Origin of the sequence: Emticicia soli (assembly GCF_037860775.1) — a bacterium.
GTDB classification, from domain to species: Bacteria; Bacteroidota; Bacteroidia; order Cytophagales; family Spirosomataceae; genus Emticicia; species Emticicia soli.
In genome coordinates, this window is the sequence record NZ_JBBEWC010000007.1 from 217695 (window position 1) to 238033 (window position 20339).

At 38.2% G+C, this 20339-nt stretch carries 15 protein-coding genes; 3 read left to right on the forward strand and 12 right to left on the reverse strand.

The genetic code is table 11. From position 1 onward, the window contains the following. Positions 1 to 10: 10 nt before the first annotated feature. Positions 11 to 4582, reverse strand: coding sequence for a glutamate synthase large subunit (gene gltB, locus WAE64_RS13005; RefSeq protein WP_340237096.1), 4572 nt, complete (start codon positions 4580 to 4582; stop codon positions 11 to 13). 756 nt (positions 4583 to 5338) lie between these two features. Here gltB and WAE64_RS13010 point away from each other — a divergent pair. Beyond that, complete coding sequence (locus WAE64_RS13010; RefSeq protein WP_340237097.1) at positions 5339 to 5953, forward strand: hypothetical protein; 615 nt, start codon at positions 5339 to 5341, stop codon at positions 5951 to 5953. Between the two features lie 256 nt (positions 5954 to 6209). Next, positions 6210 to 6788, forward strand: coding sequence for a lysozyme family protein (locus WAE64_RS13015; protein ID WP_340237101.1), 579 nt, complete (start codon positions 6210 to 6212; stop codon positions 6786 to 6788). A 53-nt stretch (positions 6789 to 6841) separates the two neighbouring features. Here WAE64_RS13015 and WAE64_RS13020 read toward each other — a convergent pair whose 3' ends face one another. The 11 genes from WAE64_RS13020 to WAE64_RS13070 all read right to left on the reverse strand — a co-directional run bounded on the left by WAE64_RS13020 (position 6842) and on the right by WAE64_RS13070 (position 19663). Next, positions 6842 to 7255, reverse strand: coding sequence for a response regulator (locus WAE64_RS13020; RefSeq protein WP_340237102.1), 414 nt, complete (start codon positions 7253 to 7255; stop codon positions 6842 to 6844). A gap of 70 nt (positions 7256 to 7325) precedes the next feature. After that, positions 7326 to 9167 (reverse strand): PAS domain S-box protein, encoded by a 1842-nt coding sequence (locus WAE64_RS13025; RefSeq protein WP_340237104.1) that lies wholly within the window; start codon positions 9165 to 9167, stop codon positions 7326 to 7328. A 303-nt stretch (positions 9168 to 9470) separates the two neighbouring features. Next, positions 9471 to 10964: an FG-GAP repeat domain-containing protein gene (locus WAE64_RS13030; RefSeq protein ID WP_340237106.1), complete on the reverse strand. Its 1494-nt coding sequence runs from the start codon at positions 10962 to 10964 to the stop codon at positions 9471 to 9473. A 138-nt stretch (positions 10965 to 11102) separates the two neighbouring features. After that, positions 11103 to 12362, reverse strand: a complete 1260-nt coding sequence (locus WAE64_RS13035) for a sulfate adenylyltransferase subunit 1 (RefSeq protein WP_340237110.1) — start codon at positions 12360 to 12362, stop codon at positions 11103 to 11105. Between the two features lie 78 nt (positions 12363 to 12440). Continuing rightward, positions 12441 to 13385, reverse strand: coding sequence for a sulfate adenylyltransferase subunit CysD (gene cysD / locus WAE64_RS13040; protein ID WP_340237112.1), 945 nt, complete (start codon positions 13383 to 13385; stop codon positions 12441 to 12443). A gap of 29 nt (positions 13386 to 13414) precedes the next feature. Then, a complete protein-coding gene (locus tag WAE64_RS13045; RefSeq protein ID WP_340237113.1) occupies positions 13415 to 14116 on the reverse strand; it encodes a phosphoadenylyl-sulfate reductase in 702 nt (233 codons plus the stop codon). A gap of 11 nt (positions 14117 to 14127) precedes the next feature. Continuing rightward, entirely contained in the window at positions 14128 to 15009 is an 882-nt protein-coding gene (locus WAE64_RS13050; protein WP_340237115.1) for a sulfite exporter TauE/SafE family protein, read from the reverse strand. 18 nt (positions 15010 to 15027) lie between these two features. Further along, on the reverse strand, positions 15028 to 15834 hold the full coding sequence (gene cobA, locus WAE64_RS13055) for a uroporphyrinogen-III C-methyltransferase (RefSeq protein ID WP_340237117.1): 807 nt from the start codon (positions 15832 to 15834) through the stop codon (positions 15028 to 15030). Further along, positions 15831 to 17921 (reverse strand): HEPN domain-containing protein, encoded by a 2091-nt coding sequence (locus WAE64_RS13060; RefSeq protein WP_340237118.1) that lies wholly within the window; start codon positions 17919 to 17921, stop codon positions 15831 to 15833. The genes cobA and WAE64_RS13060 overlap by 4 nt, the downstream gene beginning before the upstream one ends. A 188-nt stretch (positions 17922 to 18109) precedes the next feature. After that, entirely contained in the window at positions 18110 to 19102 is a 993-nt protein-coding gene (locus WAE64_RS13065; protein ID WP_340237119.1) for a bestrophin family protein, read from the reverse strand. A 33-nt stretch (positions 19103 to 19135) separates the two neighbouring features. Then, positions 19136 to 19663, reverse strand: a complete 528-nt coding sequence (locus tag WAE64_RS13070; protein WP_340237121.1) for a class I SAM-dependent methyltransferase — start codon at positions 19661 to 19663, stop codon at positions 19136 to 19138. Between the two features lie 141 nt (positions 19664 to 19804). Between WAE64_RS13070 and WAE64_RS13075 the strand changes: the two genes are divergently transcribed. Continuing rightward, the gene (locus WAE64_RS13075) at positions 19805 to 20335 is read left to right on the forward strand and encodes an acyl-CoA thioesterase (RefSeq protein WP_340237123.1); all 531 of its coding nucleotides are present in this window, start codon (positions 19805 to 19807) and stop codon (positions 20333 to 20335) included. The last annotated feature ends 4 nt before the right edge of the window (positions 20336 to 20339 follow it).

Here is a 20339-nt window from a genome sequence, read left to right on the forward strand (position 1 = left end):
TGGGTAGCTCTTATGCTAAAACTTTTTCTGCTTCTGCTGTTGCTTTCTTTTTTCTTTCAAGCAATACACGTTTGTAATCGGTCGGCATTACTTTCACGAACTTAGAAACTGCTTCATCAAAATTGGCAAGAATAGTTTTTGCTACATTGCTATCGGTTTCGGCTTGATGTTTCTCAATAAATGCTTTCAACATTTCAGCATCTTCATGGTCTGGTTTTTCTAAACCTACCATTTCTTTATTACATTTCGATTCAAAATCGCCGTCAACGTCATATATGTAAGCAATACCGCCACTCATACCAGCCGCAAAGTTTCTACCAGTTTTGCCTAAGATAATGGCTAGTCCTCCGGTCATGTACTCGCAACCGTGGTCACCAATACCTTCAACTACTACTTTTGCACCTGAGTTTCTTACGCAGAAACGCTCACCAGCCATACCTCTGATATATGCCTCACCAGATGTAGCACCATAGAATGCTACGTTTCCGATTACCATGTTTTCTTCAGCCTTAAACTTCGCTTTTCTGTCAGGGTAAACCACTAATTCTGCACCACAAAGACCTTTACCGAAGTAGTCGTTAGAGTCGCCCTCTAATTCTAGTTTCAGCCCTTTGGTAGAGAATGCACCGAATGATTGCCCCGAAGTACCACGATATTTGAAGTGAATAGTGCCATAAGGTAAACCATCACCTTTGTGCACTTTCGAAATCTCATTCGAAATCATGGTTCCGATACTACGGTCAAGGTTATTAACCGTATATTCGGCTGTAACTTCTTGTTTATCGTTGATAGCGGCTTGTGCATCTGCAATCATTCGCCAGTCAAGTACGTTTGCAATACCGTGGTCTTGCTCTTCTTGTTTGTACTGAGCTACTTCTGGTTCTGCAGGCTCTTTGTATAGAATACCACTTAAATCGATTTTTTTGTATTTCCAGTGCGTTAAATCATCACGTTTCTCAAGGAATTGCACTTGTCCTACCATTTCATCAACAGTACGGAAGCCCAACTCAGCCATAATTTCACGCATTTCTGTTGCCAGATAAGTAAACATATTTACTACGTGCTCTGGTTTGCCGCTGAACATAGCACGCAACTCTTTGTTTTGCGTAGCTACACCAACAGGGCAAGTATTCAGATGGCATTTACGCATCATGATACAACCAACCGATACTAAAGCTGCAGTAGCAACACCAAATTCTTCGGCACCTAGCAAGGCTGCAATCACAAGGTCTCTACCTGTGCGTATCTGTCCATCGGCTTGTACTACCACTCTTCCACGAAGCTTGTTTTTAACCAAGGTCTGGTGAGTTTCGGCTAAACCAAGCTCCCAAGGTAAACCTGCGTGGCGGATCGATGATAGCGGCGATGCACCAGTTCCGCCGTCGTGTCCGGCAATTAGAATCACATCAGAGTGTGCTTTAGCTACCCCTGTTGCAATGGTTCCTACGCCAGCTTCCGACACAAGTTTTACTGAAATACGGGCATCACGGTTGGCATTTTTCAAGTCATAAATCAACTGAGCTAAGTCTTCAATCGAATAGATGTCGTGGTGAGGTGGTGGAGAAATCAAACCAACCCCCGGTGTACTATGGCGTACACGGCCAATCCAATCATCTACTTTATGACCCGGTAACTGACCACCTTCGCCAGGTTTTGCACCTTGCGCCATCTTGATTTGTAACTCTTTGGCGTTTGTGAGGTAATGACTTGTTACGCCAAAACGGCCAGAAGCTACTTGTTTGATGCTTGAGCTAAGATTATCTCCGTTTCCGTCTAATTCATAACGGATTTCGTCTTCGCCACCCTCACCTGAGTTCGAGCGTCCGCCGATACGGTTCATGGCAATTGCAAGCGTTGTATGTGCTTCCCATGAAATCGAGCCGAATGACATGGCACCCGTAGCAAAACGCTTAAATATGTTTTCGATTGGCTCAACTTCATCAATCGGAATCGGATTCCCTTTTTTGAATTGAAGTAAACCTCTTATTGTTAGAGCATCAATGCTTTGGTCATTGATTAGCTTTGAATATTGCTTGAAAATCTGATAACCTTTGTCCTTATCTTTCTCACCTACACGGCCTGATTGCTGTAAAAGATGAATTGATTGCGGGTTAAACATATGGCGCTCGCCACGTTGTTTCCACTGATAAACCCCTCCAACTTCTAATCTTTGGATAGAAACCTGTGGTACTTCCGGATACGCAACTTTATGGCGTACGATGGCTTCTTTGGCAATGTCTGCTATGCCCATACCACCGATACGAGAGATGGTTCCGGTGAAGTATTTATCAATAACTTGTTTATTTAAGCCGATACATTCAAAAATCTGAGCACCTTGGTATGATTGCAAGGTTGAAATTCCCATTTTTGAGAATATCTTTAATAATTCTTTATTAACTGCCTTTACGTAGTTTTTATAAAGTGTATAATCATCAAAGGCTCCTTCAATCAGATTTTTTCTGTTCATCCACGAAATGGTCTCGAAAGCCATATAAGGGCATATTGCCGAACAACCATAGCCAATAAGCGTAGCAACATGGTGTGTTTCCCAAATATCTCCGGCTTCTACTACAATTCCGGCTTTTCCTCTGATACCTCTTTTGATAAGGTGGTGGTGGATAGCCGCAGTAGCAAGCAACGATGAAATAGGGGCATGGTCTGAGTCAATGGCTCTATCTGAAAGAATCAGAATTTCGAAACCGTCTTCAATAGCATCTTCGGCATAGCGGCAGATTCTGTCTAAGGCAAATTCTAGTGCCTTGCCCGGATTCTGAGCTTTTGCATTGAAATATGTATTGATGGTTTTGGCCTGAAAGCCTTTATAATCTACAAAACGAAGTTTGTCAAATTCTTCTACTGTTAACACAGGTTGCTCCAATTCTACCATTCGGCAGTGCAATGGCGATTCTGACAGAATGTTTTCGTTTGAACCTACAAACGAAATCAACGACATAATGGCTCTTTCACGAATCGAGTCGATAGGAGGGTTGGTAACCTGCGCAAATAATTGCTTGAAGTAATACGAAAGATGCTGGCTTTGGTCTGAAAGAATAGCTAATGGCGTATCAACACCCATTGAGCCTATTGCTTCCTGACCTGTTTGCGCCATTGGCGCCAGAATCATTCTTAAATCTTCTGAAGTAAATCCAAAAGTAATTTGTCTTTTTAGTAAAGTTTCTTCACTATAATTTTGGTAAGGACGAATCGATTTTGGTAATACTGAGGTTTTAATTTTATATTCATCTAGCCATTCCTGATAAGGCTGGCGAGAGCAAATGGTAGCTTTAACTTCTTCGTCAGGAATAATTCTTCCTTGCTCCATGTCTACAATAAACATTTTACCAGGTTGAAGACGTCCTTTCGAAACTACTTTCTCTTGGTCAATATCTAATACTCCGGCTTCTGACGCCATCACTACTGTATCATCATCTAGTACCCAGTAACGAGATGGGCGCAAGCCGTTTCTGTCAAGCGTAGCACCTACCATTTTACCATCGGTAAATGAGATAGACGCAGGACCATCCCATGGCTCCATTATAGCGGCGTGGTATTCGTAAAAAGCTTTACGTACCGGGTCCATTTGCTCGTTGCCGTCCCAGGCTTCAGGTACGAGCATCATCATTACGTGAGGTAACGAGCGACCAGACAAGTAAAGTAGTTCGATTACATTATCTAATTGAGCAGAGTCTGAGTTTCCGGCATCACAGATAGGAAGAATCATATCCATTTCTTCTTGCGTGAAAAACTCTGACATGAAAGATTTTTCTCCGGCTCTAATCCAGTTTACGTTTCCTTTTACTGTGTTAATCTCGCCATTGTGCGCAATAAAGCGGAATGGCTGTGCCAGTTTCCATGATGGGAACGTATTGGTAGAGAAACGAGAGTGAATTACTGCAAATGCAGAAGTTACCGAGTCATTGTATAAATCAGGGAAATAATACTTTAATTGCTCAGTAGTCAATTGCCCTTTATATGAAATTGTACGGCACGATAGCGAAGAGAAATAAAAATGGTCTTTTGCACCAGCCACCAATTCACGAATAATACGAGAAGCATACTGACGAAGAATATATAGTTTTCTTTCAAAATCAATTTCTTCTTTAATATCAGCAGAGCGCTTGATAAACACCTGCTCTACGTGTGGTTCAACCGAACCCGACCCTTCTCCAAGGCAATCTCCTCTGGTAGGTACAACTCTGTAACCCAATAATTCTAATCCAATTTTCTTAATCTTTCGGTTAAGTATTTCTCTACATTCTTCTCTTTCTGTTTCGTTGCCCGGAAAGAAAACCATGCCTACGCCATACTCACCACTTGAAGGTAATTGGAAATTCAGTTTATTGCATTCATCTAAAAAGAACTCATGGGGTATTTGCAATAAAATACCGGCACCGTCACCCGTGTTTGGGTCACAGCCACATGCACCGCGGTGGTCCATGCGCTCAAGCATTTTTATAGCATCTGTAACAATTCCATGAGACCTTCTACCTTTCAGATGGGCTCTAAAGCCAATACCACAGGCATCATGCTCGAATTCCGAACGATATAGACCTTGTTCTGTTACTTGTTCTGCTTCAGTCATCGTGCGATAAAATTTATAGGGTTTTAAATTGTACTCTGTTTAGATAAATTGTAACTTAAACGTGAAGTTAACTGCCTAATAATCTTCTGAATTGTTATATATATATAGTATATACAGCAATTGAAATGCAATATAATACCAAATTTATTTGGCATAACAACTTTGAAACCAAATTTTATTTATTTTAATAAAAATACTTTCTTTTACAATAAATGTTATAAGAATAATGCAATAAGAATTAAAGTTACTAAATATTGCTGAGAAATGTGCTAACTAGATATAGCGAATTTTCGCTCCAAAACCCTTGTTTTGAGCGTATTTTAAGCGATTTTGAATAGGTTAACAAAAAAATAATTTGTTAATAATAAAAGCTAAGTTTATGTCTGAGTTATAATCTTTTTACTATTATACGTAAAACTGTTATTCCATTCTCATTAACCATTTGAGCAAGAAAACCTCTTACACTCAGCAAAGTGAACCTTAAAGTTAAAAAAAATTATGCAGTTTTCAAAATCTTAGAAAACGCCTACCACCATGACTTTCTATGAATTGTACTATTTTTATAATTATAGTATTTTTTGTAGAAGTTTACTAGGATGATTCTAATAAAATCTGACTATGTAACATACCGATAAATAAGTAAAAAGTGGTCGTAAAATACCGTGTTTTCCTTTGCCGTTTAATCAATAAATCAGTAAATGCTTGATAATCAGCATATTATTAGTTACCTTTGCGTTCCACATATCAAAATTGTAAATGAAACAACTGCAACGCATGTTTCTGGCCGGGGTTCTGGTCAGCTTTATGTCTGCTACTTCTCAAGCGGCATCCTTTGAAAAATACTTCACAAAACTCATAAAATTTGAAGGCAAAGGATACGGAATTAATCAGGAAATTTGGGGTAAAAAGAATTTCACAAAAGACGAGGCATTTAAAATCCATAGAAAATACTATTGGAATAAATACCACGGAAATTTGTTTAAAAGCCAGGAAGTGGCTGAAGCCCTTATTGATCAGATTATTACAGCCGGAGAAGGCAGAAACAGTGTTAACATTCGAGCTTTTGAGGCAATTATCGGCGTACCGCAAGATGGAAAACTCTCAAAAGAAGATGTGCAAGTCGCTAATTCTTTCGTCCAATGTGAGTATGTAGTTAATCCGTACGTAAATTATCGGCTACATTACTATGGGTCTAGAAAAAACGCTAGTAAATACCCAGGATGGTTAATTAGAGCAAGGGCCTTTGGCATAATGGATGAGGATAACAACAAACTGGCTGATTTTCTGGTACTGCCTGATATACTGGTAGGTAAAACGCCGGAAGAGGATTTTGAAACGCCAGCCGACGACCTCGCCTCAAAGGTTGACTAACATTTTTAAATTTATTTTTTCAAACTTTAAAGAGTCCCCTCAAAATTAGTATGATTTTTGAGGGGATTTTTATTTCTGTATAATCGCAATTTTAGAGAGGTATTCTCGTTTTTAATCTATCAGGTTCAAGTCTTCATACTAAAAATCTTCATTATTGTTATACATTCTACGTATTTTAAGGTATTTTCTGATTAAGCGGTATAATATTTGCTTTGTAACTCACAATATTGAGTTGAATTAATTTTTAAACATTACCATGAATCCCAAAAAAGTAATTTTTACTTTACTGGCAATCTCTTGCCTGTCGTTTACCTGCGTGATATTTCTTAACAATGCTGCCTCCTTTAATAAGTATGCACCCAAACTATTAAAGTTTGAAGGCGAAGGTTACGGAATCCATAAGCCCATCTGGGGCGATAAAATGTTTAGTAAAGAAGAAGCCCTCTACATTCACAAGCATTATTACTGGAATCGCTATTTAGGTAATAGATTTGCAGACCAAACAGTAGCTGAAGTTTTTATTGACCACCTGATTAACGCCGGCGAAGGTAAAGATAAACGCAATATAAAGGCGTTTGAAAAGATTATCGGGGCTGAGCAAGATGGCGTTTTAAGTGTTGCTGATGTAGAACTGGCTAATTCGTTCGAAAAAACTGAAGATATTGTAAACCCTTATGTTGATTACCGATTAAGGTATTATAGAACCCGTAAAGATGCGAGCAAGAATAAAGGCTGGTTTAAAAGAGCCAAATCTTTTTATATAGAAAAAGCTCCTGAACCACAAGAACAAGAGAATATAATTGAAGATTATATAATATTACCAACAGCTAAGTGATATTTGTTCGTAAAATTGTCAGAAAAACAAAAAAGCCTTCGTAAGAAGGCTTTTTACTTATTATAGGATTCAATCATCTGTTCTATTTGCTTCTTTCCAATAGGTTTAATCAGAAAATCAGATACCGTTTTGTAACTCTTGGCTTTTTTATGGTCTCTGGCATCAATAGAAGAGCTAACTATATAAAGTGTTATTTTTTTATCCAGGTGTATCTTTTCAAACTCATCTAAAAACTGCCACCCATCCATTACCGGCATATTAAGGTCTAATAATATTACATCAGGCAGTGAGTCAGGATTCAACTTAATATCTGCTAATTGATTGATTGCCTCCTGGCCATTTTCAAAAACTTCTATTTTTTCGCTGAAATTTACTGAGCCCATTATTCTCTGCAAAACATAAGAGAGAATTTTATCGTCGTCGATAATCCAGGCATTATTTATTTTTCTTGTTGTATATGCGGTCATCTCAGAAGGTTATGGGTTTTGTTAATAAATGCTAATTGCCTGTGGAATTGGGCAATTTATAAAAAATATTCTAATGCTTTTTAATATATACTTTAAAGGTGGTTCCTTGTCCTACTTCGCTTTCAACTTCTATTTTACCACCCATGGCATCAACCTGATTTTTGGTGATAAATAAGCCAAGCCCACGAGAATCTTTATTTGAGTGGAAAGTCTTATACATTCCAAAAAGTTTTTGTCCGTGTAATTCTAAATCAATTCCTGTGCCATTGTCTTCAATTTTAAGAATAATATATTTTTCTTGTATCTCTGTTTCAATTTTTATGCGCAGATTTCGCCCTGGCTGCCTAAATTTAATCGCATTTGAGATAAGATTTACCAATACACTTTCTATATATTCGATACTATAGTTTATACTTAGGTTAGTTGGTATATTTACCTGCACAATAGCCGAATTTTTATCTAAAGTTTCTTTGAAATTTACGAGTACTTTTTCAACCTCATGGTAAAGATTTACCTTTTTTATCTGTTGGTTAAGGTTAGTTTGTATCTGCAAAACCTCATTGAGGTAATGAACCGTTTCTTGTAAGTCGTTTGCTATGGTTATCAGAAAATCAATGAGTTCTTTTTTCTTATGTTCATCTGTCTCTTCAGGAAGTAGATTCAGTAGCATCTGAAAATTACCTATGTGCGACCGTAGATTATGGGAAGTAATATGGGTGAAGTCTACCAATCGTTTATTTTGTTCACTTACTAAATCTAAAGTATTTCTGAGTTCTTGTTCGCTATTTTTCCTTTGAGTAATATCGGCATGAGTACCAAGCATTAGCAAAGGTTTATTATCATTGGTCCAGTCAATCACTTTACCTCGATCATGTACCCAAACCCATTCGCCATTTTTATGTTTCATTCTATACTCGCACTCATAATACTCAGTTTCTTTTGTAAAACATTTATCAAGTGCTTTATCCGGAATCTCCTTATCATCGGGATGCACCAAATCGGTCCAGGTTTGTTTACTTATGGGTTTCAGCTCTTCTAGTGTATAACCTACAATTGCTGCCCAGCGTTCGTTATAGATAATTCTGCCTTCAGATACATTCCATTCCCAGGTACCAATATTTGTGCCTTCAATTGTTTGTTTCAGCCTTTGTTGCTCTCTCAGAAGTGCCTCCGAAGCTTTTTTCTGTTCAGTAATATCATTAATCTGTGAGATAAAGTAAAGCGGCGCCCCCTCATTATTCCATACCAGCGAAACCGTCAGATGCACCCATACAGTATGCCCGTTTTTATGGAAGTAACGCTTTTCCATGTCGTAATTATCAATTTCTTTTTTGAGCATTTTGTTCAGAAACACCAGATCGTTATCTAAGTCATCAGGGTGCGTAATTTCCTGAAATGTCAGCTCCATTAATTCGTCTTCAGTATAGCCCGTTATTTTGCATACTTGTTTATTTACTTTCATCCACTTCCCCTCAAGCGATACCAGTGCCATACCAATAGGGGCAAACTCAAAAGCTTTCTGAAATTTTTCTTCATTGAGTTTTAGTGAATTCAGTAGGGTTTTATGAGCAGTAATATCCTGAAATGTTCCGTAAATCAATACACATACGCCGTCTTCAAACTCAGCCTGAGCGCTACTTTCAACCCATTTTAAATTTCCTTTTCTGGTTAAAATCTCAAATTGCTCTACGAAAGGCTCTCCTGTACGAATCAATTTTTCTATCAGGGCATTTATTCTGTCACGATGTTCAGAGCCAGCATAAGAATTAATAACTGAATTATAATCAGAGAATTGATTGTCAACAACATCATAGATAGACTTGGTAATAAAATCCCATTCCAGAACTCCGGTTTTCAAATCCAGTTCCCACGTGCCTATATTGGGTAGTAAATTAGCCCTTTCGTATTTCATTTTTTAGTAAACAAAATAAATTGAATCACTCAAAAGTAAAGTAATTGATACCTGAAATAATAGTAAAATAGTATAGTTTTTTATTTTTGGGAATGGCACATTAGTGTTTTATTACAACAATTAATGTGTCAGGTGGGAAACAATAGCCATTATTACAGAAAAATAATAATGCGTTTTCTTAATATCACGTAGCTTTGTTGTAAGCCCAAATATATAGATTTTTAATTTAGAAATACTATCTCTTCGATAAATAGCTGTAAAAAAAAGATAGATGAATTTAAGGTGTAAAAAGTCAAATAAATATTATTTTTTTTTAATTTTCTGGTTCACCAAAAGCAATACTCCCTTGGCATTTATCCATTCTTTCAATAGGGTTCCGGGTGTAGCACCAATCGGGTGGCTACCTAAAATAATATCTTCATCTCCGTCGCCATCAATATCACCGGTATCCATAACCAGCCAACGACCGTATTTTCTGATATTTAATGTTTTAGGCGTAAAGCCTTTGCCTGTGTTTTCTAAATAAATAAAGTCTTTAGGCGTTTTTTCAAAATAATCAACAAAAAATGCCACGGCTGCAATATCGAGGTCGCCATCTAAATCGAAATCTCGTGCTACGGCCTTATACGCACCATTCATCTGAAAAAAATAAGTTTCTTTGAAGGTGGTTTTCCCTTGATTAATATAAATATAAACACCATGATAAGGTTTCAACTCCTGAGAATAGTCAGAATTGTCGCCTGCCGTGTACAAAATATCCAGCAAGCCATCATTATTAAAATCGGTCAATTCAAAACTTGATGACCCATTTACAGGCGGGAATCGCAGTAGGGTAGTAGGGGTAAATTGTAAATTACCATTATTTTTGAACCATACAATTCGCTCATCGCCTTGCCCGAAAAGTGTAATTAAATCTGTTTTTCCGTCTTTATCAAAATCAACTGCGATGGTTTTAATTGCACCGGGGCTATCGGCAATAATAGGCTTTTCGGTGTTTGTTCCTTTCTTTTTAAATACGGATACGGCGCCTTTATTTAGCCCAAACTCATTAATTACCAATTCATCATCAGGGCTATCGTCAAGATTAACCGAAAGCGTTTGTGTTGGCCTGGCAAGGTTACTCACCAATATTTCGTTTTTATCGGTATCAACAAGGTCTGTGGTTTTAACATAGCCATGTTTCTTAAGCGTTGGGTCTATTGCATTGCCAATATAAGTTAGCAGAAGCTTATCTTTCAAAATCTGAATATCGCTTATGGCCACGTGTTGCGGGTAATGATTAATTGCGTTGCTTTCTTTGTCAAGCACCCATATCTCCTGATTTACTTCATCGCAAGCGTAGGCTATTTGCTTAGCTGTATCAATCTTTACGCAGGTAATATTAGGCATTTTTTTAGAAAGAGGCATGTGGCTTTTGCCGACAAATAGTTTTGAGTCTGACTGCACGTTAGCACTCAAAGGAAAACTAAGCCTGTAAGGAGATTTAGATAGATAATAATCTTTTATTTGATCCCATTCTTTTTCTGTTACCAAAGGTTTATCTGGAAGGTTATCTAATTCATTCGCATCGATTTTGCCTTGCTTTTTTATTTCGTGCGTTACGCCCATGAGCAGAGCCATTTTGGGCAATACTTTTTCCCAGTTGTTTTTGTCTAAAAGTTCAGGTTTTGGATAAAGATGGCAACTGCCACAATGTTTTTCGGCTAATGCAAGGCCGGCCGTATTGTCTTGTTCTTTGTTACAGGCATTGAGTGCCACAATCAGAAAAGCTAGGGGAATAAGGATTTTATAAGTCATAAGCTGAATAATTTGCTAGCCACAAGTAAAGAAAAATTTCTTAAAAAAAAAAGACAGCAAAGTTGCTGTCCATTTTTAACCGAACCCTAAACTAATTCAAAGTCGCAAGTTTGGTTGATGAATGATTTGTAATTGCATTTACTCTACAAATCCAATCCCTACAGTGCTGTTCGTCATTTCGTCAATCAAAATAAATGCACCATTTGTTGGGTTTTCATTGTATTTATCTGCATAAATCGGACTAGCGGTTTTTATTGAAACCCAGCCGATTTCGTTTAGTTTTATTCCTCCCTCGTGTGAAGGTTCGGTGTCTAAAGTCATATTTTTAATATCAATCATCGAGTTGATGCTGATAATTTTTGCTTTTACACGGTTGATGCCATGTTGTAATAAATAGGCTTTACCTACTTTCAAGGCTTGGCTATCTAACCAGCAGACTCTAGCTTCTACTTCTTTTTTTGCTTCGGGTTGTTGACCAACCTTTACAATCATGTTTCCTCGGCTAACATCTATGTCATTTTCGAGCGTAATCACGACTGATTCGCGAGCGTGGGCAATTTCGAGATTTTTACCGAATTTTTCAATAGTTTTTATCTTACTTATTTGTCCACTAGGCAAAGCTTCTACCAAATCACCTACCAAAAAGCTTCCGCTGGCAATTTTACCTGCATAACCACGGTAATCGTGGAACTCGTCTGTTTTAGGTCTTACAACCACCTGAACAGGGAAACGAGCCGGTAAATGTGAAATCGGATTTACTTGGTTATCAAGTTCTTCCAGCGTTTCAAGCAAAGAATTGCCTTCATACCAAGGGGTTTCAGCCGATTTTTTAACCAGATTTTCACCATAAAGTGAAGAAATCGGAATAAACTCAATCTTCTGGCCTTCAAAGCTAACTTGCTCTGCTAATTTTGAGAATTCGTTTTTAATTTCATCAAAGCGTTCTTGGCTGTATCCTACTAAATCCATCTTGTTTACGGCAACTATTATATTCTTGATGCGAAGCATTGAAGAAATATAAAAATGGCGTTTGGTTTGCTCAACTACACCATTACGGGCATCGATAAGAATGATCGAAACGGAGGTGTTTGACGCCCCCGTGACCATGTTTCGTGTGTACTCAAAATGCCCGGGTGTGTCTGCGATGATGTATTTGCGCTTTGGTGTACTAAAATAAATGTGAGCCACATCTATCGTAATACCCTGTTCACGTTCGGCAATTAAGCCATCTGTTAAAAGAGATAAATCTAAGAAATTAAGTCCTTTGCGTTTTGAAGCCGCTTCAAGCGCTTCAATTTTATCGCCTGTAATAGAATTCGTTTCATAAAGCAAGCGGCCGATGAGTGTACTTTTACCATCGTCTACCGAGCCTGCTGTTGCTATTCTGAGTATATCCATTATAATATTTTCAAAAGTTAAATAATTCTGAATTAGCATAAGCATTATTTACTAATCCATTCCATCACTAATCCAAAATCAAAAATATCCCGCTTGTTTGCGTTTTTCCATTGCTGCTTCCGAGCGTTTGTCATCAATTCTGGCGCCTCTCTCAGATATTTTAGCCGACAAAATTTCCGAAATTACATCGTCAAGATTATCTGCTTCCGAAGCCACAGCCGCAGTACAGGTCATATCACCTACGGTGCGGAAACGAACTTTGGTAGTATAAGGAATTTCGTCTTCTGATTTATTAATAAATGTAGAATCAGCCCAAATCATGCCATCACGGTCAAAAACCTGGCGCTCGTGCGTAAAGTAAATACTCGGAATACGCAATTCTTCTTCTTTTATGTAGTTCCAAACATCAAGTTCTGTCCAGTTAGAGATCGGAAAAACTCTCACGTTTTCGCCTATCTCAATTTTCCCGTTAAGCATATCAAACAATTCAGGTCTTTGCTTTTTAGCATCCCATTGTCCGAAATCGTCTCTTACCGAAAAAATTCTTTCTTTGGCGCGGGCTTTTTCTTCATCACGGCGAGCGCCACCTATACAGGCATCAAACTTAAATTCTTCAATGGCATCGAGCAAAGTAACTGTTTGGGCACCATTACGGCTGGCATATTTACCTGTTTCTTCTTTTACTTTGCCTTGTTTGATAGAATCCTCTACGTAGCGCACGTGCAACTCTAAACCTAATTTGTTTACGAGCCAGTCACGGTATTCGATAGTTTCAGGGAAATTGTGCCCTGTATCTACGTGCAGAAGTTTGAATGGAATTTTGCCGGGATAAAAAGCTTTTTCGGCCAATCTTACAACAGTGATAGAATCTTTGCCACCCGAAAAAAGAATAGCGGGCTTCTCGAACTGAGAGGCTACTTCGCGTAAGATATAAATCGCTTCATCTTCTAACTCACGAGGAAAAACCCCATTAATGTCAGAAGATGAATTAATGATTTCAGAATTGTTTAAGAAATTACTCATATTTATAGTTTTTGCACTCTGATGCAAATTTAAGAAACTTGGTGTAAACCACACTCTTTTTTTGATTCTTCCCACCACCAGCGGCCTGCTCTTGGGTGTTCGCCGGGTTCAATGGCGCGTGTACAAGGTAGGCAACCAATACTGATAAAGCCTTTTCTGTGCAGTGCATTATCAGGTATTCTGTTGGTTGCAATATGCTCAAGCATCTGTTCGTAGGTCCAGTGTATAAGTGGGTTATATTTCCAAACATTGTTGCCGCCGTCCCACTCCCAAATCTTCATGTCATTTCTATTGTCAGACTGTTCGGCTCTCAGGCCTGTAATCCAGACTTCGGCTCCGGCAAGTGCTCTTTTCAATGGCTCTATTTTTCTTATACCGCAACATTCTTTGCGGTTCTCGATAGATTCATAGAAACTGTTGAAGCCTTTTTCTGTAACAAGATTTTGAACCCTTTCGGTATTCGGAAAATAGGTTTCAATAGGCTGTTTGTAGCGAGCCCTTGTTCTGTCCATCAACTCATAAGTTTCCTGAAAAAGTCGGCCTGTATCTAAAGTAAATACTTTAATATCTAATGAGCCTTCACTCACGCTATTTTTGAAAATTGCATGGGTAATCACTTGGTCTTCTTGCCCAAAAGAGGAAGAAAAGACCACTTTGCCCGGAAACTGATTGGCTATAAAGTTGAGACCTTCGTCTAACGAAAATTTTTCTAATGTATCTATATCAACCATTGTACTATTGATTAAAACCAAACTTTAATGATATTGTAAACACTAAGACCAACAACCAATGTACCTACAATAAGCATGATTGTTTTTGGTGGAAACAATTTTACAAGAAACGCACCTAGTGGAGCAGCAAAAACGCCACCTAAAATAAGTCCTGCAATTGGTTGCCAAGCCTGAATATCAATAAAAAGCATAAAGATACCTGTACTAAAGAAAGCTACAAAAAACTCAGCCGTATTTACCGTACCGATTGTTTCTTTTGGGGCATTGCCTTTATTGATAAGGTTTGAGGTAACTAAAGGCCCCCAGCCACCACCACCGATAGAATCGAAAAAACCACCGATTAAACCAAGCAAACCAAGGTTTTTATTGGTTGGGGTGCTAGGTCTCTTTTTGAATGCTTTTACAATAATAACAATTCCTAAGCCAACTAAATATAAAGAGATATAAGGGCGAATAACTTTCCCATCAATTACTTCAGAAATCAGATATGCGCCTATCATTGAGCCAACAACACCTGTAATAACGATTCTAAAAAAGAGTTTTTTATCGATATTACCAAAATATAAGTGCGAAAGACCCGAAACACCAGTTGTAAATACCTCTGCTGTATGTACGCTTGCCGTAGCATAAGCAGGTGGCACGCCCACGCCCAAAAGCATTGAGGTGCAAGTTGCGCCATAGGCCATGCCAAGCGCACCATCTACCAATTGTGCCAGAAATCCAACACCTATATAATAGATAAATAGATTATCGACACCCCATTGGAAAGAATGAATACTGGCAAAAATACGATATGCCAGTACACCAATCAATAAAACCTTTAAGACAAGTATTGCAATAGCAATATATTTTAGTCGAACGTGAGTACTTAGAGTATTTGCAAGTCTTTCCATTTACTGTTTTTGCTTGTCTTAGTTTGTTTTATTTTTTCCTGTATATTGTTGTCCGATATAGCAGAGATGTTGAACGCTATTCTGTTTCACTACATCACCAATCAGAATAATTGCCGGATTCTTCAATGAATTATCTGCTGCAATTGCCTCAAGGTTCTGTACTTGTCCGATACCGATTTTTTGCTGAGCCGTAGATGCTTGCTGAATGATGGCAACAGGCGTATCGCCGAAGCCTTCTTCTTTAAAAATCTGTGCAATCTGAGTTAGTTTTTTCATCCCCATCAGTATCACAACAGTTGCGCTTGAATGAGCGGCTAGTCTTATGTCTTTAGACAATGACTGGTCTGATTTTGTACCTGTAATTACCCAGAAACCATCGGCCACACCACGGGCTGTAAGCGGAATTTCATAAAAACCACCCGACATAATGCTTGATACACCCGGTATATAAGCTGTTTCGATTCCTCTTTCTTTGGCATAAGCAATTTCTTCGTTACCACGGCCAAAAATAAATGGGTCTCCGCCTTTTAACCTTACTACGTGTCCTTTTTCAAAAGCCTTTTCAGCTATCAGAAAATTGATGCTGTCTTGAGTCACGCTTTTTTCGTAACCTCGTTTGCCCACATAGATACGCTCACAGGCCGGATGACAATACTCCAATAGTTCTTCGCTAATCAAAGCATCGTACAACACCACATCTGCCTGGCGTAAAGCATTAATTGCTTTAAGGGTGATTAACTCAGGGTCACCCATGCCGGCACCTACAACAGTCAGTTTAGGGCAATGGTGAATGAAGTTAGGTTTTGTATCAAAAAATTTCATCATGCTTCAACTACCACAGTTTTGTTAGCTTCTCTCCAGCTAATGGCCTCTTTCAAGAAGTTTTCGGCTTCAGAAATATAATCGATAGCAAATACCTGACTTGGTTCGTTTTTATTAATCTGTAAAACTTGCTCTTTGAAGTTACCTCCGAAGTCGTCAGCAAAGTTTTTATCAAATTCAGAAATAACACCGTGTTGTGTACTGCTATTGATGTTTTTATCTAACAAAAGCGCTTTTGCTGTATTTACTTGTGATTGATATGCATAATAAATGGCATCAGCCCAACGGTTTTCGTTGAAAGCATCTCTTGCCCATGCTATTTTTTCTTCTGATTCATAGAAAAGTGTAGCAACCAAGTCAATAATCACACTCGCACACTCACCAACACCAATTTCGGTCTGGAACAATTCGTCACGGCCCCAGTCAATAAAATCAGTATCAACTAAAGTAGTTAAATCCGCAAGTGGTTTCAACAAGGCGTAAAAATATTTTTCACCTTGGCGGTCGTAGTAATCATTAAAATATTCACCATCAAGACCATTAGCTTCGTAATCGTTTAATACGATTTGTAAAACCTGAGGGCCTCTTTTGCTTGGAACTTTTAATACTTTATCAGCAATACGGCCTTCGCCGTTGCCTTTAATACCACCACCCAACAATACTTGCAAAGCTGGTAATACTTTTCCGGCTGCTTTCATTGAGCTTCCGTGGAAACCAATGTGTGCCATGCTGTGTTGTCCACAGGCATTCATACAACCAGATATTTTTATCTGCATGTCGGTTTCCTCAATTAACTCAGGGAAATCTTCACGGATTACTTTTTCAAACTCAAGTGTAATTTTGGTACTATCCGAAATAGCAAGATTACAAGTGTCAGTACCCGGACAAGCCGTAATATTTGCGATACTGTTGGCGCCCGGAGCAGCAAGATTGTATTCGCTTAGTACACTGAATATATATGCTAAATCTTTGGCTTGAACAAAACGGAACAATAGGCCTTGATTAACAGTAACTCTTACGTCATCAGCGATATAAGGTCTTAGTTTTTCAATCAGGCTTCTTGATACTACGCTTGATATATCACCCAATGGTACTCTTACAAACACACCGTAGTAGCCTTCTTGTTTTTGTGCAAAAACATTGGTTTTGAACCAGTTTTGGTAGGTCTCAGAAGTGTTTTCTGGTAAGGCTTGCGCCTCTGGTGTGCTATAATTGTATAAGAACGCCGGATTTTCGGCATCGATAGGATATTTCTTTACTTTTATGGCTGTTTTTTCAGTCTCAACCAAATTCATAAATTCTTCAAAACCTATTTTGGCAATCAAGAATTTCATACGGGCTTTGTGGCGAGAATTTCTTTCGCCATAACGGTCGAAAACTCTGATTACCGCCTCAGTGAACGGAATAAGTTGGTCTACTTCCAAAAACTCATAAGCCACGTGTGCTAATTGAGGTTGCGCACCTAAACCACCACCCAACATTATTTTAAAACCTCTCTTACCATCCTGTATTTTAGGAATAAAGCCTAAATCGTGCATGAAAGTAAGGGCAGTGTCATCGTCAGTATTTGAGAATGCTATTTTGAACTTACGGCCCATTTCCTGACAAATAGGATTTCTTAGGAAATACTCAAATGCAGCATGGGTATAAGGTGTAATATCGAAAGGTTCTTTAGGGTCGATACCCGCAGTAGGAGAGCCCGTGATGTTTCTTACGGTATTACCGCACGCTTCACGCATTGTAATATTGTCTTGCTCTAATTTCGCCCACAATTCTGGTGTTCTGTCAAGGCTCACAAAGTGAACCTGAATATCCTGGCGGGTTGTGAGGTGAAGATTACCCGTTGAGAATTCGTCAGAAATATCAGCGATTCGTTTCCATTGGTTAAGCGTCATTTTTCCGTAAGGCAACTTGATTCTTACCATCTGTACACCTTGTTGGCGCTGACCATAAACTCCTCTGGCTAAACGTAAACTACGGAATTTCTCTTCATGAATTTTGCCTTCACGGAAAAGTCTGATTTTACGCTCTAAATCGATAATGTCTTTTTCAACAACTGGATTTTCTAATTCTGTACGAAAACTTTGCATAATCTCTTATTTTAACTTGCGCAAATATACACAAATCCTATAATTATTATAGACTATATGGGTGGAAAAATTTATAATATTTTCTAAGTGTCTGATAATAAGTAATTTGTGATTATATTGAGCGAAGTATATTAGTAAAATATAAGTTGATAAGTAAACCTAATCACTCAAAATTTAGTTTCACAATACTACATTAAAATATCATGCAATGGCTGAATCGGTTGTGGCAACTCGGTTTCATCAAGCATTTCTCTTAAATCAATTTCGATAGTTCGGCTCATTGAAGTTATAGGTACATCGTTTGGCCCGCCTTCAAATGGGTTCTCGGTGCTTTCGCCAACTTTTTCCATTGTTGAAAATACCCACGACACCACAATGCCAAACGGAATAGTAAGCCAAACTAAATCATCACCCAGTTTTTCAAATTCCTTAAGCATTCCGAAGGGTACTAATATCATAAATAAACGCACAAAAAATAGGTTGATAGAAGCAAACTGCCGAGGATAAGGGAAGTTTTTAATGCGTTCGGACTTGCCTTGTTGCTCATACAGATTCACCAGCATATTTTCTAACTCTACATAATTCAGCGGTTCAATGAGTCCTTTTTCTTTTAGTTCTCTCAAATGTTTAGACTGCAAACTGATTATATGCGTAGCCCTATTCTTTTTACCTAAAACATAGGCTTCTTCTTCTGCCGACAAAAGCGTGCTTAGCTCGTCTTCAAGTTTGTTTACTTTTTCGGGCACAACAAAAAAACGTGCATACTCAACATTGTAGCTTTTTTTCATGTTTTCCCATGTTCGGCTTTCCCTTAGCTGATACCGTAGGGCTGTAAGCCATGCTATATGCCTATATATGAGCTGTTGATGTGTGTTACCGGCTTCCTCTTGTTTTACAAAATCATGCACTAAAATGCCCCATGCACGGCTGCTATTTACGATAGCTCCCCATATCTGTCGGGCTTCCCATAGCCTGTTGTAGGTTTGGGTGTTTTTGAAACCTACAATAAAGGCTGCTGCTGTGCCAACCAGTGCAATAGGTACCCACGGTATAGCTATCCACTTTATATCAAAATAGGCATATAAAACTGTAGGTATAATTGTAATAATCGTAATGAGGTAAATTTCTCGGCGAGTCCAGAAAAGGAACTCTTTTAATGGGTACATTCTTCCGACATGCATATACTTGGTTTGGTTAAGTTTATTTAGTATTTGTTATGATTCTATCAGGGCAGCATACATTTGCCTGTTACCGTAGACAGAACGCCGTGAATTAAGTTTTTTAATGGTACGATAGCCTAATTTAGAGAATAGGGCATGCAAGGAAGAAAAATCGATAGGGTAAGGAACCCACGCATTAGAAACATTTGAGTCGTATTCAATCACAAGAAAACTGGCATCTGGCTTCAAATAAGATTTAAGTTTTGCTATAAAAGCCTCTTTGTCTTTTACATAATGGAGTGAATTAGCCATCAATACACCATCTAATACATGAATCGGTAAATCGGCCTTTACAAAATCAAGAATGTGCTTTTTAATATTTACATCTCTGTATAGATTTGGTATTTCAGCTAGTGCCGATTCTTGGGTGTCAATGGCATGAATGATGCTATCAGCCTCTAAGATGCTGGCCAATGCTAAAGTAAAAGTACCACTGCCGCAGCCTAAATCAGCCCAGATTTTCTTGTTTTTGGTCGAGAAACCATTGTGCGTAATTAATTGTATGGCGTCTTTCTGATCCATATTTATTGCATATAAAGGTAGTGCAAAGGGTAAACAAGCTATGCAATATAGATAAATTTCAGAAAATTTGCGGTTGGAGGTTTAAATTTTAAGTAATTTGAAAACTATTTCTATTTTTGAGAAAAATTATCAGAAGATTATATGTTTGAAAAAATCAGCGAGCACGAACTGCCCAAAGTTACCGAATCTAAAGCCATTATCCGTTTTCAGGACTGCGACCCTTTGCAACATTTGAATAACTCAAAATATTTCGATTATTATTTTAATTCCCGAGAAGACCAGGTTGCCAAATTATATGGCTTTAAGTTTTCGGAGGTATTTAAAAACTACAAAACAAGTTGGGTGGTGTATCAGCATCAGATAGCCTACATTCGTCCTGCGGTAGTGAGCGAATGGGTTAAGATTTTCACTAGAGTAGTTTATTTCGATAACGATACTTTGGTAACGGAATATTTTATGACTGATGAAGACATGAGTGAATTGAAAAACTTCATGTGGACTACCAGTAAATACGTAAGCGTAGAAACGGGTAGGAGGGTACCTCATCAAAAAGACATTATGCATTACCTGGCTGCCACTTGTGAGAAAAATGTGAATTTTAAAGAAACAAGCTTCAACGAGCGCATAAAAGTAATAAAGCAGGAGCTTTTGCTAAAGCAAGCTTCATTGTAAAAGG

Excerpts from the sequence above, each read along its gene's own strand:
- WAE64_RS13070 (WP_340237121.1), bottom strand. The coding sequence starts at position 19,663 with ATGGATCAGAAAGACGCCATACAATTAATTACGCACAATGGTTTCTCG.
- WAE64_RS13060 (WP_340237118.1), bottom strand. The coding sequence starts at position 17,921 with ATGCAAAGTTTTCGTACAGAATTAGAAAATCCAGTTGTTGAAAAAGAC.
- WAE64_RS13045 (WP_340237113.1), bottom strand. The coding sequence starts at position 14,116 with ATGGTTGATATAGATACATTAGAAAAATTTTCGTTAGACGAAGGTCTC.
- WAE64_RS13015 (WP_340237101.1), top strand. The coding sequence starts at position 6,210 with ATGAATCCCAAAAAAGTAATTTTTACTTTACTGGCAATCTCTTGCCTG.
- WAE64_RS13065 (WP_340237119.1), bottom strand. The coding sequence starts at position 19,102 with ATGCATGTCGGAAGAATGTACCCATTAAAAGAGTTCCTTTTCTGGACT.
- WAE64_RS13050 (WP_340237115.1), bottom strand. The coding sequence starts at position 15,009 with ATGGAAAGACTTGCAAATACTCTAAGTACTCACGTTCGACTAAAATAT.
- WAE64_RS13030 (WP_340237106.1), bottom strand. The coding sequence starts at position 10,964 with ATGACTTATAAAATCCTTATTCCCCTAGCTTTTCTGATTGTGGCACTC.
- gltB (WP_340237096.1), bottom strand. The coding sequence starts at position 4,582 with ATGACTGAAGCAGAACAAGTAACAGAACAAGGTCTATATCGTTCGGAA.
- cobA (WP_340237117.1), bottom strand. The coding sequence starts at position 15,834 with ATGATGAAATTTTTTGATACAAAACCTAACTTCATTCACCATTGCCCT.
- WAE64_RS13020 (WP_340237102.1), bottom strand. The coding sequence starts at position 7,255 with ATGACCGCATATACAACAAGAAAAATAAATAATGCCTGGATTATCGAC.
- WAE64_RS13025 (WP_340237104.1), bottom strand. The coding sequence starts at position 9,167 with ATGAAATACGAAAGGGCTAATTTACTACCCAATATAGGCACGTGGGAA.
- WAE64_RS13075 (WP_340237123.1), top strand. The coding sequence starts at position 19,805 with ATGTTTGAAAAAATCAGCGAGCACGAACTGCCCAAAGTTACCGAATCT.
- cysD (WP_340237112.1), bottom strand. The coding sequence starts at position 13,385 with ATGAGTAATTTCTTAAACAATTCTGAAATCATTAATTCATCTTCTGAC.
- WAE64_RS13010 (WP_340237097.1), top strand. The coding sequence starts at position 5,339 with ATGAAACAACTGCAACGCATGTTTCTGGCCGGGGTTCTGGTCAGCTTT.
- WAE64_RS13035 (WP_340237110.1), bottom strand. The coding sequence starts at position 12,362 with ATGGATATACTCAGAATAGCAACAGCAGGCTCGGTAGACGATGGTAAA.